Origin of the sequence: Leifsonia sp. YAF41 (genome assembly GCF_052113185.1) — a bacterium.
GTDB lineage: Bacteria > Actinomycetota > Actinomycetes > Actinomycetales > Microbacteriaceae > Cryobacterium.
The window spans coordinates 206,851-229,303 of sequence record NZ_JBFRCS010000004.1; the positions used below are offsets into that span (position 1 = coordinate 206,851).

Annotated in this window: 22 protein-coding genes; 9 read left to right on the top strand and 13 right to left on the bottom strand. The window is 67.1% G+C overall.

The annotated features are described in order from the left end of the window. Positions 1 to 61 precede the first annotated feature (61 nt). Entirely contained in the window at positions 62 to 886 is an 825-nt protein-coding gene (locus tag AB4Y63_RS05825; protein WP_441790098.1) for an aldo/keto reductase, read from the top strand. Between the two features lie 135 nt (positions 887 to 1,021). Here the strand turns inward: AB4Y63_RS05825 and AB4Y63_RS05830 are convergent, their stop codons facing one another. The 3 genes from AB4Y63_RS05830 to AB4Y63_RS05840 all read right to left on the bottom strand — a co-directional run bounded on the left by AB4Y63_RS05830 (position 1,022) and on the right by AB4Y63_RS05840 (position 3,189). Next, complete coding sequence (locus tag AB4Y63_RS05830; protein WP_441790099.1) at positions 1,022 to 2,011, bottom strand: aldo/keto reductase; 990 nt, start codon at positions 2,009 to 2,011, stop codon at positions 1,022 to 1,024. Positions 2,012 to 2,073: 62 nt separating this feature from the next. Beyond that, the gene (locus AB4Y63_RS05835) at positions 2,074 to 2,964 is read right to left on the bottom strand and encodes an alpha/beta fold hydrolase (RefSeq protein ID WP_441790100.1); all 891 of its coding nucleotides are present in this window, start codon (positions 2,962 to 2,964) and stop codon (positions 2,074 to 2,076) included. A 3-nt stretch (positions 2,965 to 2,967) separates the two neighbouring features. Then, entirely contained in the window at positions 2,968 to 3,189 is a 222-nt protein-coding gene (locus AB4Y63_RS05840) for a hypothetical protein (protein WP_441790101.1), read from the bottom strand. Positions 3,190 to 3,356: 167 nt separating this feature from the next. Here AB4Y63_RS05840 and AB4Y63_RS05845 point away from each other — a divergent pair, with 167 nt between their 5' ends. After that, positions 3,357 to 4,358 (top strand): DUF4349 domain-containing protein, encoded by a 1,002-nt coding sequence (locus AB4Y63_RS05845; RefSeq protein WP_441790102.1) that lies wholly within the window; start codon positions 3,357 to 3,359, stop codon positions 4,356 to 4,358. Here AB4Y63_RS05845 and AB4Y63_RS05850 read toward each other — a convergent pair. After that, entirely contained in the window at positions 4,355 to 5,287 is a 933-nt protein-coding gene (locus AB4Y63_RS05850) for a nucleoside hydrolase (protein WP_441790103.1), read from the bottom strand. The two genes, AB4Y63_RS05845 and AB4Y63_RS05850, sit on opposite strands and share 4 nt — an antisense overlap. Before the next feature lie 212 nt (positions 5,288 to 5,499). On the opposite strand from AB4Y63_RS05850, the gene AB4Y63_RS05855 reads away from it, so the two are divergent. Further along, positions 5,500 to 6,675 carry an acyl-CoA dehydrogenase family protein gene (locus tag AB4Y63_RS05855; RefSeq protein WP_441790104.1) on the top strand — a complete coding sequence of 392 codons (1,176 nt, stop codon included), beginning with the start codon at positions 5,500 to 5,502 and terminating at the stop codon, positions 6,673 to 6,675. Continuing rightward, entirely contained in the window at positions 6,668 to 8,014 is a 1,347-nt protein-coding gene (locus AB4Y63_RS05860; RefSeq protein WP_441790105.1) for a threonine/serine ThrE exporter family protein, read from the top strand. Before AB4Y63_RS05855 ends, AB4Y63_RS05860 begins: the two co-directional genes overlap by 8 nt. Positions 8,015 to 8,113: 99 nt before the next feature. Here the strand turns inward: AB4Y63_RS05860 and AB4Y63_RS05865 are convergent, their stop codons facing one another. Continuing rightward, complete coding sequence (locus AB4Y63_RS05865) at positions 8,114 to 9,553, bottom strand: dihydrolipoyl dehydrogenase family protein (RefSeq protein ID WP_441790106.1); 1,440 nt, start codon at positions 9,551 to 9,553, stop codon at positions 8,114 to 8,116. A 6-nt stretch (positions 9,554 to 9,559) separates the two neighbouring features. After that, positions 9,560 to 9,799: a hypothetical protein gene (locus AB4Y63_RS05870; protein WP_441790107.1), complete on the bottom strand. Its 240-nt coding sequence runs from the start codon at positions 9,797 to 9,799 to the stop codon at positions 9,560 to 9,562. Positions 9,800 to 10,011: 212 nt separating this feature from the next. On the opposite strand from AB4Y63_RS05870, the gene AB4Y63_RS05875 reads away from it, so the two are divergent. Together AB4Y63_RS05875 and AB4Y63_RS05880 are read left to right on the top strand one after the other, a co-directional pair. Further along, positions 10,012 to 10,134: a hypothetical protein gene (locus AB4Y63_RS05875; RefSeq protein WP_345068747.1), complete on the top strand. Its 123-nt coding sequence runs from the start codon at positions 10,012 to 10,014 to the stop codon at positions 10,132 to 10,134. Positions 10,135 to 10,231: 97 nt separating this feature from the next. Next, positions 10,232 to 11,107: a metal-dependent hydrolase gene (locus AB4Y63_RS05880; RefSeq protein WP_441790108.1), complete on the top strand. Its 876-nt coding sequence runs from the start codon at positions 10,232 to 10,234 to the stop codon at positions 11,105 to 11,107. Between the two features lie 118 nt (positions 11,108 to 11,225). On the opposite strand, the gene AB4Y63_RS05885 is transcribed toward AB4Y63_RS05880, so the two are convergent. Together AB4Y63_RS05885 and AB4Y63_RS05890 are read right to left on the bottom strand one after the other, a co-directional pair. Next, positions 11,226 to 12,866, bottom strand: a complete 1,641-nt coding sequence (locus AB4Y63_RS05885) for a pyridoxal phosphate-dependent decarboxylase family protein (RefSeq protein WP_441790109.1) — start codon at positions 12,864 to 12,866, stop codon at positions 11,226 to 11,228. Continuing rightward, positions 12,863 to 14,233: an MFS transporter gene (locus AB4Y63_RS05890; RefSeq protein ID WP_441790110.1), complete on the bottom strand. Its 1,371-nt coding sequence runs from the start codon at positions 14,231 to 14,233 to the stop codon at positions 12,863 to 12,865. Before AB4Y63_RS05890 ends, AB4Y63_RS05885 begins: the two co-directional genes overlap by 4 nt. A gap of 168 nt (positions 14,234 to 14,401) precedes the next feature. Between AB4Y63_RS05890 and AB4Y63_RS05895 the strand changes: the two genes are divergently transcribed. Beyond that, the gene (locus tag AB4Y63_RS05895) at positions 14,402 to 15,328 is read left to right on the top strand and encodes a hypothetical protein (protein ID WP_441790111.1); all 927 of its coding nucleotides are present in this window, start codon (positions 14,402 to 14,404) and stop codon (positions 15,326 to 15,328) included. 75 nt (positions 15,329 to 15,403) lie between these two features. Here the strand turns inward: AB4Y63_RS05895 and AB4Y63_RS05900 are convergent, their stop codons facing one another. The 4 genes from AB4Y63_RS05900 to AB4Y63_RS05915 all read right to left on the bottom strand — a co-directional run bounded on the left by AB4Y63_RS05900 (position 15,404) and on the right by AB4Y63_RS05915 (position 19,734). Beyond that, positions 15,404 to 16,597 (bottom strand): 4-hydroxybenzoate 3-monooxygenase, encoded by a 1,194-nt coding sequence (locus tag AB4Y63_RS05900; RefSeq protein WP_441790112.1) that lies wholly within the window; start codon positions 16,595 to 16,597, stop codon positions 15,404 to 15,406. Between the two features lie 389 nt (positions 16,598 to 16,986). Then, positions 16,987 to 17,811 (bottom strand): IclR family transcriptional regulator, encoded by an 825-nt coding sequence (locus tag AB4Y63_RS05905; protein WP_441790113.1) that lies wholly within the window; start codon positions 17,809 to 17,811, stop codon positions 16,987 to 16,989. A 106-nt stretch (positions 17,812 to 17,917) separates the two neighbouring features. Beyond that, complete coding sequence (locus AB4Y63_RS05910; RefSeq protein ID WP_441790114.1) at positions 17,918 to 18,613, bottom strand: NADPH-dependent F420 reductase; 696 nt, start codon at positions 18,611 to 18,613, stop codon at positions 17,918 to 17,920. Next, entirely contained in the window at positions 18,610 to 19,734 is a 1,125-nt protein-coding gene (locus AB4Y63_RS05915) for an LLM class flavin-dependent oxidoreductase (protein ID WP_441790115.1), read from the bottom strand. The genes AB4Y63_RS05910 and AB4Y63_RS05915 overlap by 4 nt, the downstream gene beginning before the upstream one ends. 47 nt (positions 19,735 to 19,781) lie before the next feature. On the opposite strand from AB4Y63_RS05915, the gene AB4Y63_RS05920 reads away from it, so the two are divergent. Then, positions 19,782 to 20,291 (top strand): MarR family winged helix-turn-helix transcriptional regulator, encoded by a 510-nt coding sequence (locus tag AB4Y63_RS05920; RefSeq protein WP_441790116.1) that lies wholly within the window; start codon positions 19,782 to 19,784, stop codon positions 20,289 to 20,291. Between the two features lie 54 nt (positions 20,292 to 20,345). Here AB4Y63_RS05920 and AB4Y63_RS05925 read toward each other — a convergent pair whose 3' ends face one another. Then, positions 20,346 to 21,029 carry a GntR family transcriptional regulator gene (locus AB4Y63_RS05925; protein WP_441790117.1) on the bottom strand — a complete coding sequence of 228 codons (684 nt, stop codon included), beginning with the start codon at positions 21,027 to 21,029 and terminating at the stop codon, positions 20,346 to 20,348. A gap of 192 nt (positions 21,030 to 21,221) precedes the next feature. On the opposite strand from AB4Y63_RS05925, the gene AB4Y63_RS05930 reads away from it, so the two are divergent. After that, positions 21,222 to 22,406 carry an MFS transporter gene (locus tag AB4Y63_RS05930; RefSeq protein WP_441790132.1) on the top strand — a complete coding sequence of 395 codons (1,185 nt, stop codon included), beginning with the start codon at positions 21,222 to 21,224 and terminating at the stop codon, positions 22,404 to 22,406. Positions 22,407 to 22,453: the final 47 nt, after the last annotated feature.

Here is a 22,453-nt window from a genome sequence, read left to right on the forward strand (position 1 = left end):
GGGATACACCGCGCCGGGATTGTCTATCACGCCCTGCGGCGGACGGGATTACGGTTGAAGGATGACTACTTCGCCCCTGCTGCTCATGAACGACGGACACCGCATCCCCCAGCTCGGGCTGGGCGTCTACAAGGTTGCGGATGACGAGGCCAGCGACACCGTGCAGGTCGCGCTCGAAGCCGGCTACCGTCACCTCGACACCGCGGCACTCTACGAGAATGAGCGCGGCGTCGGCGCCGGAATCGCGCGCTCCGATGTGCCACGCGACGAGCTCTTCGTGACCACCAAGGTCTGGAACGACCGGCACGGCTACGACGAGACGCTCCGCGCGTTCGACGAGAGCCTCGACAAACTCGGTCTCGACTACGTCGACCTCTACCTCATCCACTGGCCGGCACCCCGCCAGAACCGGTACGTCGAGACTTATCGCGCACTCGAGAGTCTCCAGGCCGACGGCCGGGCACGCTCGATCGGCGTCTCCAACTTCCACACGCACCACCTCGATCGCTTGCTCGCCGAAACGGATGTGGTTCCGGCGATCAACCAGATCGAGCTGCACCCCGAACTCGCGCAAACCGAGCTGCGACGCTACGACGCGGCCCACGGCATCCTCACCGAGGCCTGGTCACCGCTGGCGCGAGGTCGCTTGCTCGACAATGAGGCGTTGGCGACGATCGGCGCCCGCTACGGCAAGACTCCGGCGCAGGTCGTGTTGCGCTGGCACGTCGAACTCGGCAACGTTGTCATTCCGAAATCGGTGTCACCCGTGCGCATCGCCGAGAACCTCGACGTGTTCGATTTCACCCTGGATGCTGCCGATCACGCGGCCATCGCACAGCTCGACGTGGGCTCGCGCACCGGCAAAGACCCCGACACGATCGACTAGTCGAGAACCGGCTGGCCACGATTGGGGCGATGCACAGTCCTGGCGCGGGGTGGCCCGGTGGGCGCGGGGTAGAGCGCGCGCCAGCGGGGATACACCGCGCGGGATGGCAGGGCAGACGGAAGTGACTCGCGCCGACTACCAGCGCGGGTGGATTTCGGCCCGCAGCAACCGGTCGTAGATGTCACGCACCCCGGCGGTGAACGCGTCGCCCAGCGGCGCGAGCGCCCCGGCTGCCGCATTCGCTTCGACCTGCGTCACGCTGCGCGCGCCGGGGATGACCGAGCTCACGCCGGGAAGCTGCGCAACCCAGGCCAATGCCGCCTGGGCGGGAGTGACCGACACGGGAAGCGTGGCCACCAGCTCGGAGAACTCCGTCGCCGCCTGCAGGCCCACCTCATAGTCGACGCCGGAGAACGTCTCGCCGACGTCGAAGTGGCTGCCGTCACGGTTGTAGTTGCGGTGGTCGTTGGCGGCGAACGCCGTCTCGCGCGTGTACTTTCCGGTCAGCAGACCGCTGGCGAGCGGTACCCGGGCGATGATCCCGACGCCGGCTGCCTGCGCGGCGGGGAGTACCTCGTCGAGCGGCTTGAGCCGGAACGCGTTGAGGATGATCTGCACCGTGGCCAGGTTCGGTCGTGCAATCGCCGACAGCGCCTGGTCGCAGGTCTCGACGCTGACGCCATAGTGGGCGATGGCGCCCTCCGCGACGAGGGTATCGAGCGCGTCATAGACCTCGCCGGAGTCGATCACGGCGCTCGGCGGGCAGTGCAGCTGCACGAGATCCAGGGTCGGCATACCGAGGTTGGCACGCGATCGGTCGGTCCAGGCCCGAAAGTTGTCGAGCACATAGTTCTCGGGAATCTGGTCGACGCGGCGGCCCATCTTCGTCGCCACGGTGATTTGGGCATCCGTCTTGGCCAGAAAGCTGCCGATGATCTGCTCGCTGCGGCCGTCGCCATAGACGTCGGCAGTGTCGAAGAAGGTGACGCCGGCGTCAACGGATGCGGCGAGCACGGCCGTCGCATCGGCCTCCGTGACGTCGCCCCAATCGGCGCCGAGTTGCCAGGTTCCGAGGCCGATCACTGAGACAGTACGGCCGGTGCGTCCGAGGGTGCGATTCTGCATGGCACCATGCTAGCGAGTCGCGGGGCCTCCCCCACCGCCGTCCACCGATGCCCCTCACGCCGTCAGACCGGCGGCCCGACTCCTGACGAGGCGGCCGGCGAGACCGGCTCCACCTCCGGGTCGATCACCCGGGCGATCACCCTGGCCAAACGTTTGCGGACGATGTGGTCGTTCGCTTCGACTCGATGCATCGTGACGTGGCGCATCCGCTCGATGACCGTCATGCTGCCGGGCGCGATGAATGCGTCAAGCGAGCCGTAGACCACATCGACCGGCACCCGTAGCGCTGCAATGTCACTGACCAGCGTTTGCGACTCGATGCAGTGCTCGAGCGATTTGACGAACGGTGTCCAGTTCTCTTCCGTCACCTCGAAGAGTCCCTTGGGAAGCAGCCTCGAGATGATCCCGGCGTTTCGTATCGTGAATTCCTTGTTCGCGCGCAGAAAGTTGTAGGCCTTCAGATAGGCGTCAACCAGGGCTCGCACCCGATAATCGCCGATCTCTGATGGAGCGACGTACACCGGCGGCCCGACCAAGACGACATGCGAGGGTCGCGCCGGTCGCAGCCAGCGCAACCAGGCGACACCGCGGGAGAGCTCGACAGCAGCCAGCCGCGACACGATCAGGCTGCCGAGAGAATGGCCGACGAGAGTGTACGGCTCGCGGAGGTTCAGCGATCGGATCGTGACGTCGAGCGAGTCGACGTGATCTTCGAGCCTGTACTCGCTGTCGGCCGGCGCCGGAGACTGGCCGAATCCGAGGATGTCGATGGCGATCACACGGTGCCGGGAGACCAGCAGCGGAATGAGTTTTCGAAATGTGACCGACGACGACGCGATTCCATGAACCAGAATCACCACCGGGCCTTCGCCCTCGTCGTGAGCGATGTGCAGAAGCGGCGGGCGCCGCCGACGAAGTTCTCTCGACGTCGTCGGCGGCACCAGCTCAGTCATTCGTCAATTATCGCCGCGCAAGTTCTCTTTGTACTCGTTCTTGGCATGTGTCGCGTCGCGTTCGGCCTCGGCCTTCTTCACGCCGGCCTCTGCTTTCTTCACCTCGGCGTCGGCTTTCATTTCGTCGACCGTGTCGGCGATCTTTTCTTTCGTGTCATCGACCACCTGGCCGATCTTCTTACCGGTTGCGTCGAGCGCATCCTTGGCATCGTCAGCGATTCCCATGTTGTCCTCCTCGTGAGCGCTTGTGGCGCATTCTTGGTGGCGTCGGCCGGATGTGCGAGGCCGACCCTTCGACACTACGTCGCACCGGCGCCACCGAGACCTGATTGTGATCGGACTCCCAGAGATCACGCAGACATGGGCCTCAGACTGCCCCCTAGTGTGGGGCCATGAGACGAACTGTGCTTGCCGCCACTGCCCTGCTGGCGGCGATCGCACTTGCCGGATGCACCAGCTCCGGCGACACCGGTAGCCGTGCCAGTGTCGGAAGCGGTGAGATGGCGGTGCCGCCCGGCGTGACCGGGATGGCCGATGGAGCGGCTCCGGCCACGATCCCGAACTTTGCCGACAAGTCGGTGACCGGGCGGGACGTGATCACCACCGGGTCGGTGTCGATCACCGTCGAGGATCCGATCCGTGCCGCCCACGACGCGGTGACCATTACCGAGCAGGCCGACGGCCGCATCGACAGTCGCACCGAAAACCCGGGCACCGACAACCAGCCGGCGAGTGCGAGCCTGACCCTGCGAATCCCGACGACCGCGCTCGATCACACACTCACCGAGTTGAAGAAACTCGGCGCGGTGAAGGTGGTGTCGCTCAGCAGCGCGGATGTCACCCAGCAGAGCGTCGATCTGGATGCCCGCATCACGTCGCTCGGCACCTCGGTCGACCGGCTGCTCACGATGATGTCGACATCGACGAACACCACGGACCTCATCGCCATCGAAAGTGCACTCGCCCAGCGGCAGGCAGAGCTGGAGGGGCTCATCTCCCAGCGCACCTTTCTCTCTGACCAGATCGAGTACTCGACGATCACCCTCGATCTGACCGCCGAAGGCGTGCTCGCGCCGGGCTCCCCCACCGATTTCTGGGGCGCGATCGCAGCCGGCTTTTCTGCGCTCATCGCCGCCGGCGCCGGGCTGCTCGTGGCACTCGGCTACGCGCTGCCGTGGCTGATCGCGCTCGGCGTGATTGCCGCCGTCGTGCTGCTGATCGTGCGGGGGGTTCGGCGCAAGCGTCGGGGCCCGCCGACCGGCCCGGCGGATGCGACGCCTGGTGCGAAACCGGATGCGACGCCGCCTGCAACGGTGGATGCGACACCGAGCGCAGCACCGCATGCGACGCCGCCCGCGACCCCCGAATCCCCGCGCGACGCCCCGCTCGTCTAGCTCTCGTACCGGCGCAACGAGTCGACGACCAGGCGCCAGAACCCGTCGCGATCCAGCACCGTGCCGAGGCTCACGTTCTCCGGCTGTTCGAAGCTGAAGTCGCGGTCGACGACTGAGGATCCATAGGTCCACCGGCCCTGCGTCTCCACCAGCACGCAAGCCCTCTCCGTCGTCACCAGTCGCGGGTCGATCACGTAAGCCACGGCGCAGGCATCGTGGATTGACGGCCCGTCTTCTCCGGGCGTGATCTCGCCGAGCGCATAGAAGTCGAGCCACGCCTCGACCGCGCGGGCGACAGGACTGGTCAGGGTGCCGATCTCCGCCAGCACGTTCTGCGGAACCGCAGACTGCCAAGTGAGATCGAGGCCGAGCATCACGATGTTGCCGCCCGAGCGCAGCACTTCGTCGGCGGCTTCGGCATCCGCGTAGAAATTGAACTCCGCGGTCGGAGTGATGTTGCCGGCGTTCACCGCGCCGCCCATGATCACGATTTGCTTGAACCGCTCTGCAATCGTCGGGTCGCTGCGCAGCGCCAGTGCGATGTTGGTGAGCGGTCCGATCGCCACCAGGGTGATCGTTCCGGCCGGGTTGCCCCGCACCGTGTCGAGAATGACGTCGACGGCAGCGCGGTCACTCGCACGGCGGCCCGTGTGCGGCAGCTCCCATCCGCCCAGGCCGGTTTCGCCGTGGACATCCGCGTGAACGGCGTCACGCACGAGCGGCTGAGCGGCGCCGGCGGCGATCGGCACATCGTCCAGGCGCAACAGCTCGGCCAGGCGCAGCGCGTTGCTGGTGACCTTGTCGATGGTCTGGTTGCCGGAGACCGTGGTCACTGCGACGATGTTGCAGGCGGGATGCGCCTGGGCGATCATGAGGGCGATCGCGTCGTCGATGCCGGGGTCGCAATCGATGAGGAGTTTCTCTGACATCGGTGTCCTGTCTCAGCACGCCGATGAACATATCGACTACGGACATTGTCGACACCCGGTGAACGCCGAATCGTGCGTTTCGGCCAGAAGCCGTCTGGAATCTGAGACGCCGCACTGTAATTCGATCACCAATGCCCCGGCTGCCGGTGCTCCTTCGACGAATTCGGCCCTGAAGCACGTCAAGAGTCCGGCAGAAAACTAGGCTGGTCACTGTGAACACAACCGCGCCCCTCCCCGGCACTCGTCTGCTGAGCGACGATCTGCTTCTCGGCATTCGCGGGCGCGCGGCCGGCTACGACGACGCCAATGAGTTCTTCACCGAAGATCTGGCCGACCTGGCCGAGGCCGGCTACCTGCGGGCACTCGTACCGGTTGAATTCGGTGGCCTCGGCGCCACCTTGGAACAGGTCACTGAGGCGCAGATCGCACTCGCGGCCCATGCCCCTGCCACGGCTCTCGCGGTGAACATGCACCTGGTCTGGACCGGCGTCGCGCTGGCCCTACGCAACCGCGGCGACGACGCGCTGACCTTTCTGCTCGACGAGGCCGGCCAGGGCGAGATCTTCGGCTTCGGTGTCAGCGAGCCAGGCAACGACCTGGTTCTGTTCGGCTCGAAGACGGATGCCCAGCCCCAGGACGACGGCGGCTACCGGTTCACCGGCACGAAGATTTTCACCTCGCTCTCCCCCGCCTGGACCCGCCTCGGCACGATGGGCCTCGACAGTTCCAGCCCTGACGCTCCGAAGATCGTCTGGGCGTTCATCGATCGCGGCGAGTCGGGTGTCAGCCAGAAAGACGACTGGAACACCCTCGGCATGCGGGCCAGCCAGAGCCAGTCGACGGTGCTCGACGGCGCGTACGCCCGGCCCGACCGGGTGTTCCGCACACTCGACCCCGGCCCCAACGCCGACCCGCTCATTTTCAGTATTTTCGCGACCTTCGAAATCCTGCTGGCCTCCGTCTACACCGGCATCGGCCGGCGCGCACTTGAGCTGGCCGTCACGGCAGCCGGGCGTCGCACCTCATTGAAGAACGATGGGCGGGCGCTGTCGCAGGATCCCGACATCCGGTGGCGCATCGCCGACGCGGCCATGGCGATGGATGCCATCTACCCCCAGATTCGTGATCTGGCCCGGGCCGTCGACGTTCAGGAGAATCGCGGATCGCAGTGGTTTGCCCAGCTGGCCGGCCTGAAGCACCGGGCCACCGAGAACGCCAAGCATGTCGTCGACCAGGCGCTGCGGGTGTCGGGCGGTTCGTCGTACTTCGCCGGCAACGAGCTGGGCCGGCTGTACCGCGACGTGCTCGCCGGCATCTTCCACCCCTCCGACGCGGAGTCGGCGCATGCCACGGTGGCGACGGCTTGGCTTGGCCCGCTCAATGAGTGAGCACACTGGCGCGATCCAGATCGACGCTCTGTATGCCCGGGCCGTTCTCGACCTCACCATGCGCCTGGCCGAAGTGATCTTCGCCGCCGGCGCCGGCGCCGAAGATGCGGTCGCCGCGATGCAGGGCGTGACCCGCGCCTACGGGCTCAAGGGTATCGACGCCGACATCACCCACACCCTGATCACGCTCACCTTCGAGAACCCGGCCACTCACGACACCATCTCGCGCAGCCGCAACGTCAAGTTTCGAAACCTCGACTACACGAAGTTGTCCGAGACGTCTGAGCTCATCGCCGAGCTGATCGAGTCGCCGATGGATGTCGCCGTCGCGCGGAAGCGACTCGCGACAATCGTCAGTTCGAAGCCCCTGGTGTCCGTGTTCGTGCGGCGTCTCGGCTGGAGCCTCGTCGGTGCCGGCGCCGCCCTGCTGCTCGGCGGCGGTGTCACGGTGATGATCGCGGCATTCATCGCCACCTTCTTCGTCGACCTGCTGACCAGCGCTCTCGCTCACCGCAAGGTGCCGGTGTTCTACCAAACCGTGGTCGGCGGTGCGATCGGCCCCGTCGCCGCCGCAATCGTTCACCTCATCGACCCGGGGGCGAATCCCTCGCTCGTCGTCGTGGCCACCATCATCATGTTGCTGGCCGGGGTGACGATCTTCGGCGCGGTGCACGACACACTCTCCGGCTTCTACATCACCGGAACCGCGCGCCTGGTCGAAGCGGTTCTCATCACCGCCGGTCTCGTGACCGGGGTGGCCGGGGCCACCGCGATCCTGGCCCGGCTCGGCCTGCGCCTCCGTATCGACTTCAACATCCCGTCGCTGTTCGAGCTACCGATTCTGCTGCTGGCGGCCGTCGTGATCGTCATCGGGTTCTCACTCGCTGTTCAGATGCCGTGGCGGGCACTCTGGGTGGTCTGTGTTCTCGGTGCTCTCGCCGAGTTCTTCTATCAGGCCGGCATCATCGCGGACCTCGGTCAGGTCTGGGCGTCGGCCGCGAGCGCCTTCCTGATCGGATTGTTCGCCACCGTCGCCGCGCCGCTCGTGCGCACGCCGCCGTTCGTGGTCATCGTCTCGGCGCTCGTGCCCCTCGTGCCCGGTCTGATTCTGTTCAACAGCCTGATGCAGGTGGCCGACGGTGACGTGAACGGGCTGATGGGCATGCTCGCCGCGGCCTCCGTTGCGGTGGCCCTGGCGGCCGGGGCCATCCTGGCGCAGTATCTGGTGCAGTATGTCTGGGGTCCGGCGCGCAACCTGCAGCGACGGTTCGTCGGACCGATCATGGCGCTGCCGCTGCGGTTGACCCGCGCCGCGCGCACGACAGTGAAGCGCACCTGATCCGGTGGTTGAGCCTGTCGAAACCACCACCGCGACCGCATGGGCGAGGCACGGGGCGGCGGGGTCAACGGGCGGCTCGCGGGATCTCGACAGGCTCGATCAACCGGGCCGTGGTGTCAAGGTGCTGAAGACCGTCGTCAACCCCTCCGCCATCGTCGGGTGCGCGATAATCGCATCCTGCAGGAGCGTGTAGGGAGCGTCGGCCAGCATCGCGGCCTGAATCACTGCAATCACCTCGCCCGAGTCGACACCGACCAGCGACGCACCCAGGATGCGCTGGGTGGTGCGGTCGACGATGATCTTCCAGAACCCCTCGGTCTGGCGCAGGGTGCGCGAACGCGGAACGGCGATCACCTTCTGCATCGCAACGCTGATCGTATGGCCGGCCGCGAGCGCTGCCGACTCGGTCAGACCGATCTGAGCAATTTCAGGTTCGACGAAAACTACAGACGGGATCAGCCGTCCCTTCGTCGTTCGGGAGCCACCGGTCAGGTTCGCCTTCACAATGCGGTAGTCGTCGTACGAGGCATGGGTGAACTCGGCGTGCCCGGTCACGTCGCCGACCGCCCAGGTGTTCGGCGCCGTGGTGGCCAGTGTGTCGTCGACGACGACGAAGCCCCGCGCGTCGAGAGCCACACCGGCTACAGGGAGACCGAGGCCGCCGGTGATCRGGCGGCGCCCGGTGGCGACGACGATCGCGTCGACCTGCAGCGCTGTCGCGTCACTGAGCGCGAGGCTGGTCCCCTCGGAGTCGTGCTCGACTGCAGCGTGATTCGGGGCGGAACCGACGGCGCGCGCGACGCTCGTCACACTGACGCCGAGGCGCACCTTGATCCCCTCACGGGTGAAGGACGCCAGCAGCGCCGCCGACGTCTCGGGCTCCTCTCCGGCGAGCAGCCGCTCGCCACGCACGAGCTGTGTCACCTCGCTGCCGAATGCCTGCAGCATCGAAGCAAGTTCTGAGCCGACGAAGCCTCCACCGATGACGGCAACCCTGCGCGGGATCGATTCCAGACGCAGCACGTCTTCGCTCGTCATCGCACCGACGTCGGCAAGTCCCGGGATGTCCGGCAGTTTCGGCCGGGTACCGGTATTGATGACCACCTGCTCGCCGCGGAGCAGACGCCGGCCTCCGGCATCCGGCATCACCTCGACCAGACGGGGGCCGACGAAGCGTGCCTGTCCCAGGATGAAGTCCATGCCGCTGGCCGCGAAGAGGTCGCGGTGCAGGGCGACCATGTCGCCGACCACTCCCTCTTTGTGCGCGCGCAGCAACTCCAGGTCGACGTGGGAGTCACCGACGTGCACGCCGAGGGAATCGGCGCGGCGCAGCACCCCGAGCAGCCGGGCGCTGGCCACCAACGATTTCGTCGGAATGCAGGCGACGTTGATGCAGCTGCCGCCGATCATCTCCCGCTCGACCATGGCGACCCGGCGTCCGGCCTGGGCGAGATCCATCGCGAGGGTCTTGCCGGCTTTGCCGCCGCCGACCACGATCAGGTCGAATTGCTCCTCGGCCGGCTGCACCGGTGCGTTCACTGTCAGTTAGTTCTGCACGCTCGGCGGCGAATCGCTGTCGGTCTCCTCGACGAAACGATAGGGAATCGGTTCCGTCGTCTCGGCGCCCTTGCGGTAGCGACGGGTGATGGTTTCGCCGTCTTCATCGACCGAGACGACGACCGTCTCCTGGTGCTTGCCGTCGACGAAGAACAGTTCAATGGGTTCGCCGGATCCGATCGGGTTCGGTCCGAGCAGTACCGCTTTGTACGTGGCGCGTTCGTTCATGATGTCGGCCCTTCGCTGAGTGCAGCCGGCTGGCAGGCTGCTCGTGATTTCTGGGCACAGCTTACGTCTGCCCGGCTCGAAGCGACAGGGCGCGCGCACCTGCACGCGGCCGCGGCCGATGGCGCACATCGGCGCGTGCAAGATGATCTTTTGTGCGATCCCGCGTATGGTCAAGTGAACGCTGCCGATGAGGCTCGGATGAAGGAGTACAGATGGCTGACAAGTCCCCCAAGAAAGAAGCCGGCAAGAAGAGCGCAGATCGCTCCCTGAAGGAAAAGCGCGCCGACAAGAAGGCGAAGTCCGACGAGACCTCGTCAAAGGCCCGCAAGGCTTAGCCGATCTGAACCATGTTTCACCGGATGCTGCCACGCTCGTCGTGGCAGCATCCGTGTTTTACACCGCTGCCGCTGATTTCGACGGGACCCGTATTTCATGACCTTTCCACTGATCGACACGCTCGTGAGCTACCCGGCCGGTGCTCTGACCGCCACAGCACACGTTCTGCACGTTGAGCCGCAGGCCGATGGCCGACAGGCCGTGCTTCTCGACACGAGTTGTGTGCACCCCGTCGACGTCGGCTGGCCGGATCAGGGTCCCGACCGCGCCGTGGTGCGCGTCGGTGACGCGGAGTACCCGATTGTGGATTGCATCGTCGGCGCCACCGACGGTTCTGCGCTTTTCACCGGACGCGACATCCCGGTCGGCAAAGGCACTGACGGCTGGGCTTTCGTCGTCGTGCATTTTCTGGCCGGCGATGCGGCGATCGCCGAAGGCGACAGCGTTGAACTTGTCGTCGACGCCGCCTACCGAACGCGGCTCTCGGTTGGTCACACCGCCTGTCACCTGGCCTCGCTCGCGCTCAATCGTGCCGTCGCCGACCGCTGGAAAAAAGAGGTGCGCGCCGACGGCCTCGGAGCCCCCGACTTCGATGGCACGGCCATCGACGTGTCGCTGATTGTCGAGAACGGGTCGGTCGACACCTACCGGCTCGGCAAGTCACTGCGGAAGCGCGGTTTCGTCACCGAGGGCATCGCCGAGGCGCTGCCCTCGATCGAAGCGGCGATCACGGCGACGCTCGCCGAGTGGGCGACGACGGATGCCGCGGTGCAGATCGAGTGCGACGGCGAGAGGTTGACCGACCGCCGCTACTGGGTGTGTGCGCTGCCGGAACAGACGGTGCGGATTCCGTGCGGTGGGACCCACGCCGACTCCGTGGCCGCGCTCGGCCCGCTGCGCGTGGCGTTGTCACTCGCGGATGTCGATGGAACTCCGGTGCTGGCGATGGAGACGTTCGCTAAACCTGAGTAGCCCCTCCCGGAAATTCCGGTGGTTGAGGAGCGAGCGCCAGCGAGCGTCTCGAAACCTCGCGAGCCGATCTCCGGACGCGTCCCGGCTTCGAGGATTGACTCACGAGGTTTCGACAAGCTCAACCAACGGATGCAGGTGGCTCCACCAGACGCGCGAGCAACTCGATCAAGAGGCGCTCGGTCAGCGGCGCGGGCAACGCCTCGATCAGTGTGAGCAACGGGGCCATCTGATCGGGAAGCGCGGAGTCGCCACGTCCGATGCCGAGCTGGCTGAGCACTCCGAAGGCTTGTGCAGACGACAACCCGCCCGAACCGACAGGCGTGCCTGAATGAGCTCCGGCCGCGGTTGCAAGCACGTCGGCCACCCCCGGAATCGCTCCGAGCAGCTGCATCAGGTCGATCGGGCCGGCACCCCGCACCTCGTCGGCGGCCTGCACCAGTACGGGAATCAGCTCGGACAGCACCGACTCGGTCACGGGAGTGATCGTCAGGTGTGTCGTCGCAGGGAGCTGCACCGCGTCGCCTGCCCCCAGCCCCGACTGATCGAGCCCGGGTTGCTGCTGCAGCAACCAGCCGAGCTGCTTCACCCGGTCAGCCCAGATGTGCGGGTCAACGCGGCGCTCGGCCGGCACCGACTCGTCGGTCGCGACGGCGAACAGCGGTCCGACCGGCGAACCGACCACGCGGAGCCCGTCGATCGCGTTGACGGCGGTCGTGAGCGCATCCGTCGCCCGGCGACACGAGGCGCTCAGGCGCGCGAACCCGTCGTCGCCCAGCCGCTGGATGATCGCCCAGGCCGCCGCAAGGGCGCCGGCCGACTTCGAGCCGAGCATTGTCGGGTTGACCACGGGGTAGCCGGGCCAGCGTTTCGTTGCGAAATACTGGGCGCGCTGCCGGTCCCGACCGCGCTGCAGCAGCACCGAAACGCCCTTCGGGGCGTAGCCGAACTTGTGCAGATCGGCCGAGATGCTGGTCACGCCGGGAACTTCGAAGTTCCAGGCGGGCAGATCGCTCCCCCACCAGGGCAGCACCCAGCCGCCGATGCAGGCGTCGACGTGGCAGGCGATTCCGGCCGCGGATGCCGCGGCAGCGACCTCGGCCACCGGGTCGAGGCTCGCGTGCGGATAGGCCGGCGCCGAGACGACGACCAGGGCCACGTCGGGGCCGAACCGTGCGATCAGATCGTGGGCGGAGACCCGCCCGTCGGAGTCGACCGGCACGAGGTCGAGTTCGAGCCCGAAATAGTGGGCTGCCTTGTGGAATGCGGCATGCACGGTGACCGGGGCGAGCAGGCGCGGGGAGCCCTGTCCGCCCGCGGCACGCCAGACGTCGCGGGAGGTTTTCACCGCGAGCAGGCAGCTCTCGGTGCCGCCCGTGGTGACGCTGCCGACGATCTCCGTGTCGGCACCTGTCGCCGTGGCTGCGTCGTCGTCTGCGCCGGTTCGAGTGGGATCGCCGCCGAGCATCCGTCGGGCGAAGCCGATCACGTCGCGTTCCATGCTCGCGACCGACGGAAACGTCGTCGGGTCGAGTCCGTTGACCGGCTGCATGATGCGGATCGCTTGCGCCGCCAACTCGTCGAGTTCGGCCAGACCTGAGTCGTAGACGTAGGAGAGCACGCGGCCGCCGTGCGTCGGCGCATCCTGGGCGCGCAACAGCTCGAGCCGGGCGAGGATCTCCCGCGACTGCTCGGTCAGCTCAGTCAGCTCGGCGCGGTCGGCGCGGTCAGCAGCGTTAGTCAGATCGGTCAGATCGGTCATGGGTGAACCTCCACGGTCGGGATCGGGGCATCGATGTCGCTCTTGCGCAGGCGGTAACGAGCGAGCGTGAACAGGCTGGCCAGCATGAGCACGGCCGGCACCAGGCTGAAGCTCAGCACGATGCCGACGACGGCGCTCGTCGGCTGGGTCACCGCAGCGTTGCCGGCCGACACGATGTAGCCGGACGCCGCCAAGACGACGGTCAGGGCCGTCGCGCCGAGCGCCATGCCGGTTGTCTCGCCGGCCGTCCAGACGCCGCCGAAGAGCCCGGCGCTTCCGTCGCCGTTCCGCCGGGCATCGTGCGAAATCACGTCGGGAAGCATCGCCATCGGCAGTGACTGCATGCCGGCGTAGGCCGCCCCGGCGAGCGCGACCGGCAGATAGACCCAGTCGCCGGGTGCCCAGATCAGGGCGACCATGCTGAGCGCGGCCACGCCGAACAGGATGCTCGCCCAGGCGAACGAGCGCTCCTTGCCCCAGCGCCGTGCGATGCGCCCCCAGACCGGGGCGAGGAACAGCGCCGGGGCGATCAGGGCGATGAACAGATAGGTGACCGCATCCTCGGAGTGCAGAACCCAGGTCGCCACATATTGAGCTCCCGCGAGCATCAGCCCGGTGGCCAGCCCCTGCAACACGAAGGTTCCGAGTAGGGCGCGAAATGGCTGGCTGCGGCGAAGCACTCCGATGCTGGCCCGGTAGTTGTGACCGACGCCGGCGGCGGGCTGCGGGCGCAGCTCCGGCCGGCCCCGGGGCGCGACCGTGGCCGAGACGAGCATCCCGATGCCGATGACCAGACCGGCGACCACGGCCATGAGGAGGTAGCCGAGACGAGGGTCGGAACTCGCGCTGCGCAGCAGCGGCCCGCCGGCACCGAAGAGCAGGATGGCCAGAGCGAGCACGACCACCCGCCAGGTGAGCAGACGAGTGCGGTCGTCGTAACTCTGGGCGAGTTCGGCGGGCAGCGCGATGTAGGGCACTTGGAACAGGCTGAATGCGGTGGCGCAGAGCAGGAAGGCGAGGGTCACCCAGATCACCGAGGGGACGGAGTCGAGTCCGGCCGGAACCGCGAAGGTGAGGATGAAGAAGATCGGAAGCAGCAAGCCGCCGAGTCGCATGAAACGGCGGCGCGACCCGGTGGCCTTCAGGCTGTGATCGCTGCGGGCGCCGATCACCGGGTCGATCACGACATCCCAGATCTTGGCCAGGGTCACGACGAGACCGGCCGCCAGAGCTGCGATACCCAGTGTGTCGGTGAGGTAATAGACCAGCACGAGTCCGGGCAGGGTGGCGAAGCCGCCGGTGCCGAGAGAACCGATCGCGTACGCGGCGATCGTGCGTCGAGGAAGAGTCTGCGCCGTTGCATCCATGATGCATGAGCTTAGGGTGTCGGATGTCAGGTGAAGGTCGCGCGACGCGCCCCGTCTGCCTCTCTCATCGCTCGCTCATCGGATTTCGACAGGTGGCGCCGAGAGTAGACCGCCACGGTTGACTCCCTCAGCTCATCTCGCTTGTCCAGCAATTCTCGGGAGGGAACCATGCCACCACTCAACAAGGACGTTTCGACGAGCCGCCTCGCCGTCAGCCGGCGACGGGCCCTCGGCCTCGGCGGCTTGATCGGAATCGGCGCGCTGCTCGCCGCCTGCACCAGCACGGATGCCGGCGGAACCGCGACGGCGACCACCTCGACGGGCTCGGCGACCCTGCAGCCCAGCACGACAGCATCCGGCGACATCGTCGCCAAACTCGATGCGGTGGGCACCTGCGGTTTGGAGACAGAGGAAGTGACGCAGGGGCCCTATTACTTCGACGTGGATTCGATTCGGAGCGACCTCCGCGAAGACCGGCCGGGCATGCAGCTCGACATCGCGTTTCGCGTCTGGGACGCGTCGTGCGCCGCGATCCCGAACAGTGTCGTCGAGATCTGGCACTGCGATGCCGGGGGCGTCTACTCGGGGTTCGAGAGCGCATCGAAAGGTGGCGGCGGCACTCCGCCGGGCGGAGGCGGCGCACCTCCCGCGGGAGGCGCACCGCCCGCAGGGGGCGACGCCCCGGCCGGCTCCGGCGACACCACAGACGGCAGCTACACGTCTGGCGATTCCGAAGCCACTCCGAGCGACGATGGCACGTACTTGCGGGGCGCCCAGGTGGCCGACGCGAACGGGGTCGTGCAGTTCACGACGATCTGGCCCGGCTGGTACTCGGGCCGCACCGTGCACATCCATCTGAAAGTGCACGTCGACAAGAAGACGGTGCTGACCGCCCAGGTGGCCTTCGACGACGAGCAGAACGCGCAGGTTTTCGCGACGGCTCCGTACAGCGAGCACACCGGGCGGGACACCTTCAATGGCGGTTCGGCGGGCAGCGGAACCGACAACATCATCACGCAGAAGAATCAGCTGCTGACGATCGAGCCGACGGCGAGCGGCTACCTCGGTTACATCAACCTCGGCGTGGGCGGCTAGCGCGACCGGCTCGCCGAGAATCGCCTCTGGAGCGACGATTCTCGGCACGAACGGCGACGCTCGGCACCGTGCGAGCTACAGCGGCAGGCCCGTGTACTGCTCGGCCAGGCTCCGCTGCGCGTGCAGGGAATGTGTGACGTAGTCGAGCTGGCCGAGCTGGCTGCGGTAGTCGAATGCGGCGGCCTCTGCGCCCGAAGCGCCTTCGGCCGGGTGCCGGTGCAGCATTTCGGTCATCCACTGCGAGAACTGCTGCACACGCCACTGCCGGGCGAGCGCCTCCTCGCTGTAGCCGTCAAGCTTGGTGTCGTCTCCGGCGTAGTGCTCGACCAGCGCGGCGGCCAGCTGGGTCACGTCGGAGATCGCCGAGTTGAGGCCCTTGGCCCCGGTCGGCGGCACGATGTGACCGGCATCGCCGACCAGGAACAGGCTGCGATACCGCAGCCGCGAGGCCACGAAGCTGCGCATCGGGGTGATCGACTTTTCGGTGATCGTTCCCTCGTGCAGGGTCCAGCCGGGCAGGCCGAGCCGGGTCTGCAGGGCTTGCCAGATGCGGGCATCCGACCAGTTCTGGATGTCGTCGGTCGGGTCGACCTGCAGGTAGAACCGGGAGACCTGCGGTGAACGCATCGAGTGCATGGCGAAACCATCGTCGTGCAGCGCGTAGATGAGCTCGTCCGACGACGGCGCGACGTCGGCGAGGATTCCGAGCCAGGCGAACGGGTACGCGCGTTCGTGGAGTTCGATCTGGTCGGTCGGGATGGACGCCCGGCAGACGCCGTGGAAACCGTCGGCCCCCACGATGAAGTCGGCGCTGATCTCGTGCTCCTCACCGTCGTGACTGAAGGTGACGCGCGGGCTGTCGGACTCGAGGTCGTGCACCGCCACATCCGCCGCCTCATAGAAGATCGCGGAGCCGGCCTGGTTGTGTGCGGCGACGAGGTCGGTGACAACTGCCTGCTGCCCGTACACCGTGACCGTGCGACCGATCAGCGCGTTGAAGTCGACGTGGTGGCGCTCGCCGCCGAACTGCAGATAGATGCCGTCGTGCGTCATCCCTTCAGCCTGGAGCCGGTCGCCGAGACCGAGCCGGGTGAGCGTTTCGACGGAGCCCTGCTCGAGAACACCGGCGCGGATGCGCGCGAGCACGTAGTCGAGCGAGCGATTCTCGACCACGATCGAGTCGATTCCGGCGTCGCGGAGCGCCCAGCTGAGCAGCAGTCCGGAGGGGCCGGCTCCGATGATGGCGACGCGGGTGGAATGGTGGGGCACGAGGGAGCCTTCCTAGCAACGGTGACAGGGTCGCCCTAGTTTCTGGTTTGCTCCGCACGCCGGGTTGCGGGTTTCCACTCAGTGGAAGAATCACCTGCTTTGCCTTGCTACGTCACGCGTCGCTCGACAAGGCGGGGACCCAATTTTTCGTATTGAACTTCAGGGTCATATGAGCCGGAAGTTCATTACGGAAAAGGGAGCACCCCTGTTGGTTGGTGCGTTGGGTTAAAGCGCGAGCCATTTCGGTGGTTGAGGAGCGAGCGCCAGCGAGCGTCTCGAAACCTCGCGAGCTTCCCTCCAGACGCAACATCAGTTCGAGGATTGGCTCGCGTGGTTTCGAGACGCGGCCTCCTCCGTCGGCTGCTCCTCAACCAACGATGAAGTCGCCGTCAGCTTGTGGGTCGCCGATACCCGAGCGCGCGGCTGATCCCCTGCGCCGCTACGCGCACGGCCAGCTCCTGGGCCGGATCAACCGGCGTGCCCGAACGCGTCACCGTCGACACGGCAGCAACGACGAGGCCGGTGCTGTCTCGAATCGGAGCGGCAATCGAACTCGACCCGACGGTCATCTCGTCGGACATCCGTGCCACGCCCTGCACCCTGACCTCAGCCAATCGCCGCCGCAGTTCGTCGGGCGAACTGACGGTCTGCGGGAGGAAGCGTTGCAGCGCGGTGCCGAGATAGGCCTGGATGACATCCATCGGCGCGTACGCCAGCAGCACGAGCCCGACCCCCGTCGAGTGCAGCGGCAGCCGCCCGCCGACCCGGGAAATGATGCGCACGGGACTGTGCCCCGAGAGTTTTTCGAGATAAAGGGCGTCGTGCCCGTCGAGGATCGCGAGGTGCACATGCTCGCGGGAGACTTCGAAGAGGTCCTCAAGGTACGGCAACGCGATGGTGCGCAGATTGTGCGCGGTCGGGGTCTGTACCCCGATCTCCCAGAGGCGCAATCCGAGCGCATAGCGCCCGTCGTCTTGACGGGTGAGCCCGCCCCAGTTGACCCATTCGGCGACGAGTCGATGCGTCGTCGACAGCGGCAGACGAGCCCGCTCCGCGATCGCCGTCAGGGTGAGCGACGCGGCGATCGGCGTCGTGAATGCGTCGATGATCGCAAACAGGCGGGCGGCCACCGAGCGGTCGTCGACCGGCCGATCGCCACTGACGGGTGCCGACGCATCCGTCGCGCCCCTGCGTAGTGCTGGCTTCCCTGACATGATTCATCACGCTATCGGTAGTTCACCGCCGCGAGCCGTGGCAAATGACCATTCACGACGCTCAAGAATGGTCATTCGCCACGGTTCGGCGAACGATATCGAGGGTTCAGACGCCCACCAAGAGGGCATCCGACCCGTGCGCATCGCCCGAAGCGGATGCCCCGGCCACGCCGGCGAGGATCGCCTCGAACTCGGCCGCACTGTGCCGGCCCGCGAAAACCGCGGTTCCGGGGTGGAAGTGCCGCCCACTGGCCAACTCCCCCGCATCGATGCTGTCGTAGCCGAGACGTTCGATGAACTCAGCGACGATTGCTTTGGCCGCAGCATCGTCGCCGGCGAGACCCAGCGCGCGCCGATCGGCGGATCCGATCGGCCGATCGTCGGCCTCGAGCTCGTGATAGCCGATGTGGTTGAGCGACTTGACCACGTGCGCGGCGGCCAAGAACTCCTGCACGACCTCGCTCGTCGAGCGCGGATCCTCGTCGAACTCGTCGATCGAGCCGTCGACCGGCGCCCAGTAGTTCATCGAGTCGATCACCGTTTTGCCGGCGAGGGCGACGGCCGGCAACGCGCGGAATTTGTGCAGCGGCACCGCGAGCACGACGAGGTCGGCCCCGCGGGCGGCATCCRCTGCCCACATCGGTGTCGCACCCGGAATGACGATTTCGGTCAAGAGACGGATGTCGTCGGGGTCACCCGAGGCGCTGACCGTCACTGTGTAGCCGGCTTTCATCGCGGCCCGGGCAACGGCGCTGCCGACTCGTCCGACGCCGAGCACGGCAATCGATTTCACACCGCTCATGCTGCGCCTCCTTCAGAAGCACCGATTTCAGCAGCACCAACGAGTTCGATGCTGTCTTCGCCGAGCTCCTGGCGCACGGCCGGGAGCACCTCGGTCGCCAGTAGCTCGATGGACTGCAGGAAGGTGGCCTGCGGCAGGTTGCCGACGTCCATCTGCAGAATGTGGCGGGTGTGCCCGAGGCTCTGGTGCAGGGTGATCAGGCGATCGGCGACCTCGCTCGGGCTGCCGGCGAGGATCGCACCGCGACCGTTGGCTTGCGCGTCGAACTCGGGGCGGGTCGGCGGGCGGAATCCGCGCAGCTTGCCGAGCTCGGTCATCATGCGGAACCAGGCCTCGTAGTAAATGTCTTTGGCGCCCTGCGACGTGGGCGCGACGAGGCCGGGGCTCGCGACGGCCACCTTGATGGTGGATGCGTCGTGACCGGCGCGAAACGCGGTCTGCCGGTAGAGCTCGGTGAGCGGCGCGAACCGGTCGGCGTAGCCGCCGATGATGCCATACGCCACGGGCAGGCCGAGCTTTCCGGCGCGGATCGATGAACTCGGGTTCCCGCCGGTGCCGAGCCAGATCGGCAGGGTTCCGTTCACCGGGCGCGGCACGATCAGGGCGTCGTCGAGCGCTGGGCGAAACGTTCCGTTCCAGGTCACGCGCTCGTTCTCGTTGAGCGCGAGCAGCAGCTCCAGCTTCTCGGCGTAGAGGTCGTCGTAGTCGCCCAGGCTGAAACCGAACAGCGGGAATGACTCGACCGACGAGCCGCGCCCGGCGGTGATCTCGGCGCGGCCGCCGGAAATGGCATCGATCGTCGCAAACTGCTGGAACACGCGCACGGGGTCTTCGGTACTGAGCACCGTCACCGAACTGCCGAGGGTGATGTTCTTCGTCGCACCGGCCGCCGCGGCCAGCACGGTGGCGGGCGCCGAAGCCGGCATTTCCCGGGTGTGGTGCTCGCCGACGCCGAAGTAATCCAGGCCCGCGGCATCCGCCAGCGTGATCGCGTCAAACAGATTGCGGATGGCGTCGGCCGTCGAGCCGAGGCGACCCTGCGGGTCGGCCTGAACGTCACCGAAGCTGTAGGCGCCGAGTTGCATGTTTCCTTCTCCCGTTGAGGTTGTTACATCAACCATAAAACTATTTTGTAGATGTATCAACCACATTCGCGTAGAGTTATTCCATGGCCATGCAGACGCACACCACCCCGGACTCGGGTACCCGGCAGCCGACCGCCGCCCAGCATGCCTGGACCGCCTATCAAGGACTCCGCGCTCAACTCACCGGTCGCATCAACCGGGAACTCACGCGCAGCACCGGACTCTCCGAGCCGGACTACGAGGTGCTGCTCGCGCTCACCGAGGCAAAACAGCAGACACTCCGCTCCCTCGAGCTGCGCTGCGGTCTGGATTGGGAGAAGAGCCGCCTCTCGCACCAGCTCAAGCGCATGGAGGAACGCGGCCTGGTCAGCCGCGACACCTGCGCGACCGACTCGCGGAGCGTGGACATCCGTCTCACCGATGCCGGCAAGACGGCGTTTGCCGCGGCCCGGCTCTGCCACGAGGCGGCCGTCGAGCGCTACTTCGCGAGCGCCCTCAGCGAGGAGCAGCTCACCGCATTCGCGGCTGCGTCGAGCGCGATCCTCGAGCGGCTCGAGCAGTCGGCGCCGTCAGCGCAGCACGCCACGGCCTGATTCAGCCGCTCGACCACGTCACCTGGTCTCGACAGGCTCGACCACCGAGACCGACTATTCGGCCTCGCCGCTGATGATCGACAGCCCGCGCCCACGGAGCCGGCGACGCTCGGCCGTGAGGGACTCCAGCAAACGCTCATTGGTGCCACGGATGTGCTCGGCCACCAGGCGGGCAGCGGTCTCGGCATCGCGGGCACGCACCGCATCGACGATGTCGCGGTGCTCCTGCCAGGCTCGCTCACGCGCGTCGGGAGTGCGCACCTCGAGCCAGCGTGTGCGCGACAGCCGCGTCATCGCATCCGCCGTCGCGTTCGCCATGAACTGATTGCTCGAGAGGTGCGCGAGATCGACATGGAACTCGCTTCCGGCTCGCACCCCCTCTTCCCCGTCGTCGGCCGGCCGCGCCGCATCGAGTAGCGCGGAGAGCGCCTCGATCTCCACGTCGCTCGCGCGCCGCACGGCAAGACGCACCGCTGCGGTTTCGACCGATTCCCGCCACTCCGCGAGCGCACGAATCTCAGCGAGGTCGATGGGGGCGATGATCCAGCCGCGACCGACGCGCTGCACGAGTCCGTCGGATTGCAGACTGAGCAACGCCGCCCGCACTGGCGTGCGTGACGTGTGGAAAAGAGTTTCGAGCCCGCGCTCGGTCACGCTCTCCCCCGGAGCCAAGTCCAGGTCGAGAATCGCCGTTCGCATGCGGTCATAAATGTGCGGGGTGTGCGCCGGCGTCTCCATGCCCCCATTATGGTGCACCATCTTGGTATCCCAAAGTGGTGTACCGTAATTCTCGGCGCAGTTGCGAGCCGGATTCTGAGATCGACCCACGGGGTCGCGACAGGTTCGGCCACCGACAGCGCTCCCGAAGAGAAAGCCGACAGAGTGACGCAAACGATCTCGACCTCGACCGCCACCCGCCGCCCCGAGCGCATGCCGAACGCCGTTCGCGCCTGGAGCATGCTCGGCCTCGGCGTGGCCGCCCAGACCGCCGGCACCGTGTTCGTGAGCGCCCCCACCTTTCTCATCACCCTGCTGCACACCGAGCGCGGCCTCAGTTTTGCCGAGGCCGGGCTGCTCGCCGCGACCCCCACGATCGGCATGGTTCTCACCCTGATCGCATGGGGCGCCCTGGCCGACCGCATCGGCGAACGCTGGGTGATCGCCGGCGGCCTCGCACTCACCGCGCTCGCCGCCGTGGGGGCCATCTTCGCCGATGGCTACGTCATGCTCGGCCTGTTCTTTTTGCTCGGCGGCATGGCCGCGGCAAGCACCAATGCGGCGAGCGGGCGCGTCGTGGTGGGCTGGTTCCCGAAGAATCGCCGCGGACTCGCCATGGGCATCCGCCAGATGTCACAGCCGCTCGGCGTGACAGTCGCCGCGGTGACCATCCCGGTGATCGCCGGCTCTGCGGGCGTCGCCGCGGCCCTCTACGTGCCCCTGATCCTGACCGCACTTCTCGCCGTCGTCTGCGCGGTGGCAATCGTGAATCCGCCGCGCACCCCGGCGTCGGCGACGGATGCCGGCGTGCGTTCCGCGAATCCCTACCGCGCGAGCAGCTTTTTGTGGCGAATCCATGCGGTGTCGATCTTGCTCGTCGTACCCCAGTTCACGCTGTCCACGTTCGGCCTCGTCTGGCTGGTCACGCAACTGCACTGGGAACCGCTCGCGGCCGGCGTGCTCGTCGGATCCGCCCAGTTCATCGGCGCCGTCGGCCGCATCGGCGTCGGAGTGCTCAGCGACCAAGTGGGCAGCCGCGTGCGCCCGCTCCGCTGGGTCGCCTGGGCCGCCGCGGCCGTGATGCTCGTGCTCGCCGCACTGGATGCTGCGCAGTGGGGAGCGGCGGCCGTCGTCTTTGTGATCGCCATCACCGTGTCGGTCGCCGACAACGGCCTCGCCTTCACCTCGGTGGCCGAGATGGCCGGACCCGCCTGGGCCGGCCGCGCGCTCGGCGCGCAGAACACCGGCCAGTTCATCGCCGCGTCGCTCGTCGGACCCGGCATCGGAGCACTCATCGGCCTGGCCGGCTTCCCGATTGCGTTCGCGGCGGCGGCACTCTGCCCGGCCTTGGCCGTGCCCCTGATTCCGCGCGCGGACGCAGAGCACGACCGGCTCTGACGAGCCACCGACCGTCTCGGGCACCCCGTTGGTCGAGGAGCGAGCGC